This window comes from Clostridium sp. (assembly GCF_021443865.1).
Classification (GTDB): domain Bacteria; phylum Bacillota; class Clostridia; order Clostridiales; family Clostridiaceae; genus Clostridium.
Genome location: NZ_JABUTB010000097.1, coordinates 1 through 7,943 on the forward strand (window position 1 = coordinate 1; position 7,943 = coordinate 7,943).

Annotated in this window: 7 protein-coding genes; all 7 read right to left on the reverse strand. The window is 30.9% G+C overall.

The features are described 5' to 3' along the window. Positions 1-309: 309 nt before the first annotated feature. The 7 genes from purD to purE all read right to left on the reverse strand — a co-directional run bounded on the left by purD (position 310) and on the right by purE (position 7,659). Positions 310-1,557, reverse strand: coding sequence for a phosphoribosylamine--glycine ligase (purD, locus tag HUJ77_RS13440; RefSeq protein ID WP_291709443.1), 1,248 nt, complete (start codon positions 1,555-1,557; stop codon positions 310-312). Between the two features lie 150 nt (positions 1,558-1,707). After that, the gene (gene purH / locus HUJ77_RS13445) at positions 1,708-3,210 is read right to left on the reverse strand and encodes a bifunctional phosphoribosylaminoimidazolecarboxamide formyltransferase/IMP cyclohydrolase (protein ID WP_291709445.1); all 1,503 of its coding nucleotides are present in this window, start codon (positions 3,208-3,210) and stop codon (positions 1,708-1,710) included. 84 nt (positions 3,211-3,294) lie between these two features. Further along, positions 3,295-3,918, reverse strand: a complete 624-nt coding sequence (gene purN / locus HUJ77_RS13450; protein WP_291709447.1) for a phosphoribosylglycinamide formyltransferase — start codon at positions 3,916-3,918, stop codon at positions 3,295-3,297. After that, positions 3,906-4,907, reverse strand: coding sequence for a phosphoribosylformylglycinamidine cyclo-ligase (gene purM / locus HUJ77_RS13455; protein ID WP_291709449.1), 1,002 nt, complete (start codon positions 4,905-4,907; stop codon positions 3,906-3,908). Before purM ends, purN begins: the two co-directional genes overlap by 13 nt. A gap of 7 nt (positions 4,908-4,914) precedes the next feature. Next, positions 4,915-6,333 (reverse strand): amidophosphoribosyltransferase, encoded by a 1,419-nt coding sequence (purF, locus tag HUJ77_RS13460; protein ID WP_291709450.1) that lies wholly within the window; start codon positions 6,331-6,333, stop codon positions 4,915-4,917. A gap of 136 nt (positions 6,334-6,469) precedes the next feature. After that, a complete protein-coding gene (gene purC, locus HUJ77_RS13465) occupies positions 6,470-7,180 on the reverse strand; it encodes a phosphoribosylaminoimidazolesuccinocarboxamide synthase (RefSeq protein ID WP_291709453.1) in 711 nt (236 codons plus the stop codon). Further along, entirely contained in the window at positions 7,180-7,659 is a 480-nt protein-coding gene (gene purE / locus HUJ77_RS13470) for a 5-(carboxyamino)imidazole ribonucleotide mutase (protein WP_291709455.1), read from the reverse strand. Before purE ends, purC begins: the two co-directional genes overlap by 1 nt. Positions 7,660-7,943 lie beyond the last annotated feature (284 nt).

The window sequence follows — 7,943 nt, forward strand, 5'->3', positions numbered from 1 at the left end:
TAACAATTTTTTATATAATTGTAGAATTTAGGGCTTATTTCTGTAGCTTGGATTCTTTTTAAATCCTTTTGTCTTAATCTTGTTTCATCCATTATCTTATCCCAAGACTCTCCTGCTATAAGCATTTCCTTTGCTCTAGAATAAGCTTGATTTTTATTTTCTCTATTCATACTTTCCTCCAATAATATAAATATTTATTCCCTTACATATATATTATTAAGAAAAATATCAATAATTATTACAAAGTTTATTATTTTCTTTTATTATCTAACCTATAAAAATTATAATCTAATAATTTTCAATAAAATTCTACACAATGCCAATATCACTTCTGTAGTATTTATCTTTAAAATTCACCTTACTAATAGCTTTATAAGCATCTTCTCTAGCTTCATCCACATCTTCACCTATTCCAACTACAGATAAAACTCTTCCACCATTAGTTTTTAATATTTCATCTTCATATTTTGCCCCTGATATAAAAACCTTATCCTTAAATTTCTCTTCAATATCTATAGCATATCCTTTAATAAAGATACCTGGGTAGCCTTTTGAAGCTAAGACAACATTTATGCAAACTCCTAACTTCCAATTAATTTTTATATTATATAATTCTTCATTTAATGCTGCTTCTATAATTTCAAGTAAATCACTTTCCATTAAATAGAGTACAGATTGAGTTTCTGGATCCCCCATTCGCACATTGTATTCTAAAAGATATACACCTTTTTTAGTTATCATAATCCCAAAGAATATAATCCCCTTATAATGAAATCCTTCTTCCTTTATACCAATTAAAGTTCTATCCATAATATTTTTTTCAAAGTCCTTTAAAACTTCTTCCGTTACATATGGATTTGGTGCAACTACTCCCATCCCTCCTGTATTAGGACCATTTCCGCCATCAAAAATTTGTTTATGATCCTTAGCAGATATAAAAGGTATTATTGTTTTCCCATCAGTAATTGAAAGAATTGATGCTTCAACCCCCTCTAAAAATTCTTCTATCACTATCTTTTGCCCAGCCCCTTTAAATATATCCTCTATCATAAAGTCCTTTAATGTATTAACTGCTTCTTCCTTCTTTTCACAAATAACAACACCTTTTCCAGCAGCTAGCCCATCAGCTTTTATAACTATAGGAAAACTACATTTTTCTAAATAAGATAATGCCTTATTATAATCATAGAAAACCTCATACTCAGCTGTTTTTATTCCATACTTTTTCATAAAGTCCTTTGAAAAGCTTTTACTTCCTTCAAGCCTTGCAGCCTCTTCACTAGGTCCAAAAATTTTAAGGCCTTTATCTTTAAATTTATCTACTATCCCCTTAGTTAGTGGTTCTTCAGGTCCAACCACTGTTAAATCAATAGATTTTTCTATAGCAAACTTCAATAGTTCATCTATATCATTAATATCTATATTCTCACATTTCTCTTCCCCAGCAGTTCCTCCATTTCCAGGAGCCACATATATCTTTTCCACTCTATTATTTTTAGCTAACTTCCAAGCTAACGCATGCTCTCTACCACCAGATCCAATTAATAAAATTTTCATGAAATACCCCCCTACAATTAATGGATAATGCGTAATGCATAATGCATAATTATTGATATAACTCAGACAAGCTGAGTTATTAAATTTATGAAATTCCTGAGGAATTTCAACATTCATTGTGCATTATGCATTGTTAATTATGCATTGTTTTTAGTGTTTGAAGTGTCTTATTCCTGTAAACACCATTGAAATTCCATGTTCATTGCAGGCATCTATTGATTCCTGATCTCTTATAGATCCTCCTGGCTGAATTATAGCTTTTATCCCATTTTTAGCACATTCATCTACTACGTCTCTAAATGGGAAAAATGCATCTGATGCTAATACTGTGGCACCTTTTCCTCTTTGTAATGCTTCTTCTGTTGCCCAAATTCTATTAACTTGTCCGCCTCCAATTCCAACTGCTACTCCATTCTTTATGGCAACTATAGCATTAGACTTAACATATTTAACCACTTTCATTCCGAATAACAAATCCTTCATTTCTTCTTCTGTAGGTGATTTTTCAGTAACTACTTTTAAATCTTCTATTAATTTATCATCCTCTTCTTGAACTAATATTCCACCATCTACAGTTACCATATATTTTTTTGAATTAGGTTTATTATTACATCTTATTACCCTTAAATTCTTCTTACTTCTTAATACTTCTAAAGCATCTTCATCAAAATCTGGTGCTGCTACAACTTCTAAGAAAATTTTAATCATTTCTTCTGCTGTTTCTTTATCTATTTTTCTATTTATAGCTACTATTCCACCAAAAATAGATGTTGGATCTGCATCATATGCCTTTTTATAAACTTCAAAAGTAGTCTCTCCAATAGCAACTCCACAAGGAGTATTATGTTTAAGCCCACAGCAAACAACTTCATCAAATTCACAGGCAACCTTCCATGCAATATCTAAATCTTTTATATTGTTATAAGATAATTCCTTACCATTTAATATTTCAAAACTATTCATTGCTCCATCAAATTCATTTGAACTATAGTAAGCTGCACTTTGATGTGGATTTTCACCATATCTTAGGCTTTGCTTTTTCTTATAGGATATTGAAAGATATTCAGGATATTCATCATCTTCAAGTAAGAAATTAGATATTGCAGCATCATATGCACTCATTAAATTAAACACTTTTCCTGCTAATTTTTTTCTTAATTGTACTGAAACATCTCCACTTTCATTTATTTCATTCATAACTGCCTTATAATCCTCTTTATCAGATATTACAATAACATCTTTAAAATTCTTTGCAGCAGCTCTAAGCATAGTAGGACCACCGATATCAATAAACTCTACTTTTTCATCAAAACTTAAATCTTCTCTAACCTTTTGGAAGAAAGGATATAAATTAACTATAACCATATCTATAGTTTCTATATTTCTTTCTTTAATTGTATTCATATGCTCTTCATTATTTCTTATAGCAAGAATACCTGCATGTATTATAGGATGAAGAGTCTTAACCCTTCCATCTAGCATCTCTTTGAAATTAGTAATTTCATTAACTTCAATTACATTAACTCCGCTATCTTTAAGATGCTTATATGTTCCGCCTGTTGATATTATTTCTACTCCCTTTTCTTGCAAAAACTTAGAAAAATCTAAAATTCCATCCTTATCAAAAACACTAACTAAAGCTCTTTTTATCATAAAAAACCTCCTAGTTTAATGCACAATGCATAATGCATAATGCATAATTATTGTTGAAATTCCTACGGAATTTCTTTCACTCTTTCATTCTTTCATTTCTCTTACTATTCTTGTTTTTCCATTTATAATTTCCACTTTATTATTCCTTATTAACTCAATTGCTTTAGGTAATAAAATATGTTCCTTTTCTAAAACTCTCTTTTGTAATTCTTCTTTTGTATCTTCAAAATATACTGGTACAACTTCCTGAAGGATTATTGCTCCTCCATCTACTTCTTCATTTACAAAATGCACCGTACAGCCTGTAAATTTAACTCCTGAATTTATTACAGCTTCATGTACTTTTAATCCATACATCTTTTGTCCACAAAAACTTGGTATCAGTGATGGATGAATATTAATTATTTTGTCTTTGAATTCTTTTAAAATATTTCCTTGAAGTATTGAAAGATATCCTGCTAAAACTATTAAGTCAACTTTTCCCCTAATTAATTCTAAAATCTTATCAGATACTTTATTTCCGTACTTTTCCTTAGATATTATATAACTTTTTATCCCCTTAAATTTTGCTCTTTCTAATGCATAAATTCCTTCTTTACTTGCTATAACCATTTCTATCTTACAATTTAAATTTCCATTATCTATAGAATCTATTATTGATTGAAGATTGGTTCCTACCCCTGATGCAAGTACTGCTATCTTAAACAACAGCCTTCACCTCCAGATGTTACATAACCTATTTCATAAGCTCTTTCTCCCATTTCAATTAATGCTTTTATAATTCTATCTACATCTGCTTCATTTACACATAATACAAATCCAATACCCATATTGAAGGTATTATACATATGATCTTTGTCCACACCCTTTTCCATTATCTTTTTAAATATTGATGGTAATGGGTAACTATTTTTATTTATTACTGCAGTTAAACCTTCACCATTAAACATCCTTGGAACATTTTCTATAAATCCCCCACCTGTAATATGAGCCATCCCCTTAACTTCAAATCTTTCAATTAATTCTAAAACTGGTTTAACATAAATTTTTGTTGGTGTAATTAATGTCTTCCATACTTCTTTCCCATCAATCTCTTCATTTAAATCTTTAAATATTTTTCTTACTAAGGAATATCCATTAGAATGTAATCCTGAAGACGCTATGCCAATAAGCTTATCTCCCTCTTTAATGTTTTTCCCATTAATGATTTTATCCTTATCTACTATTCCAACTGCAAAACCAGCCATGTCATATTCACCGTCTCTATAAAAACCAGGCATTTCTGCTGTTTCACCGCCAACTAAGGCACAATTCCCTTGTATACAGCCTTCTGAAACCCCCTTAACTAAGTCAGCAGCCACTTCTGACTGAAGTTTTCCACAGGCTATATAATCTAAAAAGAATAATGGCTTTGCTCCATGACATAAAATATCATTAACACACATAGCAACACAATCTATGCCAACTGTATCATATTTTTTAGTCTTAAAGGCAATATCTAGTTTAGTACCAACTCCATCTGTACCTGAAACTAAAACTGGTTTTTTATATCCTTCAGGGAGTTCAACCATGCCAGCAAAGCTTCCAAGTCCATTTAATACATATTCACTCATAGTTTTACTTGCATATTCTTTTATTAATTTAACGGATTTATAACCCTCTTCAATATTGACTCCAGCTTCTTTATAAGTTAACATTTCATCACTACCCTTCAGAATTATTTTGCCCCTCTATAGGAGTTGCTACTGGATACATTCCATTAAAGCATCCAACACAATATCCACAATCTTTTTTAAAGCATTTATACATCCCCTCCATGCTTAAATAGCCCAGTGAATCTGCTCCTATGGCTTCTTTAATTTCATCTATAGATTTTTTTGCTCCAATTAATTCACTTCTATATGGCGTATCTATCCCAAAATAGCATGGAAATTTAACTATTGGAGAAGCCACCAAGAAATGAACTTCTTTTGCACCAGCTCTTCTTAATGAGTCAACTAAATGCTTTGATGTAGTTCCTCTAACTATGGAATCATCAATTAAAATAACTCTTTTTCCACTTATATTTACTTTTAATGAATTTAATTTAACCGCAACTGCCTTTTCTCTAATTTCTTGAGATGGAGTTATAAAAGTCCTACCAACATATCTATTTTTAACAAAACCTGTATCATATACTATACCAGAGGCTTTAGCATATCCTATTGCTGCAGGTATTCCTGAATCTGGAACAGCTACTACTATATCTGCTTCTATCTTGTGTTCATTGTATAATTCTTCACCAGCTCTCACTCTTGAATAATGAACATCTAGTCCATCTATAGTAGAATCTGGTCTTGCAAAATATATATATTCAAAGGCACAAGTTTGACATTGTGTATTTTCAGAATACTTATAAGAATTAATACCATTTTTATCTATTATAATAATTTCCCCTGGTTCAATATCTCTAACTAATTCTGCTCCTATTGCATCTAATGCACAACTTTCAGAGGATAAAACATACCCTTCTTCAATTTTCCCAAGACATAACGGCCTTATTCCATTAGGATCTCTAACGCCTATAAGCTTATCTTCTGTTAATATAACCATAGCAAAAGATCCTCTAATTGCTTGAATAGCATCAAAAATTGCTCTTTCTATCCCCTTTTTTGCCCCTCGTGCAATAAGATTCGCTATTACTTCAGAATCTATTGAAGTATGGAATATATGACCTCCATCCTCTAATAATTCTCTTATTACCTCTGCATTTACTAATGTTCCATTATGAGCCATAGCTATTGCACCAAGCTTTGATTTACTAAGTAGAGGTTGTGCATTTTCTATTCTAGTGTCACCACTTGTAGAATATCTAACATGTCCAATTCCTATAGAACCTTTAAGATTTTCTAAACTTTCCTTAGAAAAAGCATCTGTAACTATTCCCATTCCTTTATGGATATCTACTGTTTCTCCATTTGAAACTGCTATTCCAGCACTTTCTTGTCCTCTATGTTGAAGAGCATATAATCCATAATAAACCATAGAGGAAACCTCTATAGATTTATTTGAATAAACTCCAAAAACTCCACATTCCTCTTTAAACTTGTCATGGCTTAGATCCAAGACTAAATTTGAATTCAAAAAAACACCCCCAACAAATAATTAATAATTGATAATGCATAATGGATAATTATTGTTGAAATTAAGCATAGCTGAATTTCCATATTCTATTTTCTAAACTCCTTTAGGAGTTTATTCCTTAATTATGCATTGTGCATTATGCATTGTTGCCTATTCTATTTAATATTTCTACATAAGCATCTTTTACGTTTCCAAGATCTCTTCTAAATCTATCTTTATCTAGTTTTTCTCCTGTTATTGCATCCCAAAATCTACATGTATCTGGTGAGATTTCATCTGCTAATATAATTTCTCCATTATATCTACCGAATTCTAATTTAAAATCTATAAGTTTAATATCTTGCTCTATAAAGAATTTCTTTAATATTTCATTTATCTTAGCTGTAACTCCATATATTTGTTCTAATTCTTCAAAGGTAGTTGCTCCTATACCTACTGCATGATAATCGTTAATTAATGGATCACCAAGTTCATCATCTTTATAGGATAATTCAAATACTGTGGTTTTTAGCTCATAGCCTTCTTCTAAGCCTAATCTTTTTGCCATTGATCCAGCTGCTACATTTCTAACTATAACTTCTAGTGGTACTATCTCAACTTTTTTACATAACTGTTCTCTTTCATTTATTTTTTTTATAAAATGAGTTTTAATTCCTTCTCTATTCAACATTTCGAATATCATAGAAGTTATGGAATTATTTAATTCACCCTTATCTTCAATTTGCCCCTTTTTCTCTCCATTAAAGGCAGTAGCATCATCTTTATAATAAACTATAACTTCGTCTTCTTTATCTGTAGCATATATTTTCTTTGCTTTTCCTTCATATAACATTTCTAGCTTTTCCATTATAAATCCACTCCTTGTCCATTTTCTTCTATAAATTTCTTTTTCATATCTATTCTAAATTCATTTAATTTTTCTCTTAAACTATTATCTTTTATGGCAAGCATTTGAACTGCAAGCATTCCAGCATTATAACTATTATTTATTCCTACTGTAGCTACTGGAATTGATTTAGGCATTTGAACTATTGAAAATAATGCATCTAGCCCTTCAACTGCACCTTTAATAGGTACCCCTATAACTGGCATAGTTGTTTGAGAAGCTATCACCCCTGGTAAATGTGCAGCAAGACCTGCTCCTGCAATAACTACTTCACATCCATTTTCCTCTGCTTCCTTTAAAGTTTCACTTAATCTTTCAGGAACCCTATGAGCTGATAAAACATAAGCATTAAAATCAACACCAAACTCCCTTAAACAATTAGCCGCTCCTTTCATTACATCAGTATCAGATTTGCTACCAAAAAATATTGCTACCTTCATACTAAAACCCCCTTCTTATAATTAATAATGCATAATTGATAATTATTGTTGAAATTCAGCTGAGCTGAATTTCCAAATTTTATAACTTATCTTTCCTGAGTTATCTCCTAAATTGCCTTGTGAATTATCCATTATGCATTTGCAATTCTTTCATTTTCTCATTTCCAAAACTCCTGTGGAGTTTTAACATTAATTATGCATTGTGCATTACGCATTATCCATTATTTTAGGTAACACCTATTCGACTTCGCTCATATGTGTAAGTTCGGCTAAGCCAAATCATA

Bases quoted from the DNA above. Each gene is read 5' to 3' on its own strand.
- purH (WP_291709445.1), bottom strand. From the start codon at position 3,210: ATGATAAAAAGAGCTTTAGTTAGTGTTTTTGATAAGGATGGAATTTTA.
- purE (WP_291709455.1), bottom strand. From the start codon at position 7,659: ATGAAGGTAGCAATATTTTTTGGTAGCAAATCTGATACTGATGTAATG.
- purD (WP_291709443.1), bottom strand. From the start codon at position 1,557: ATGAAAATTTTATTAATTGGATCTGGTGGTAGAGAGCATGCGTTAGCT.
- purC (WP_291709453.1), bottom strand. From the start codon at position 7,180: ATGGAAAAGCTAGAAATGTTATATGAAGGAAAAGCAAAGAAAATATAT.
- purM (WP_291709449.1), bottom strand. From the start codon at position 4,907: ATGTTAACTTATAAAGAAGCTGGAGTCAATATTGAAGAGGGTTATAAA.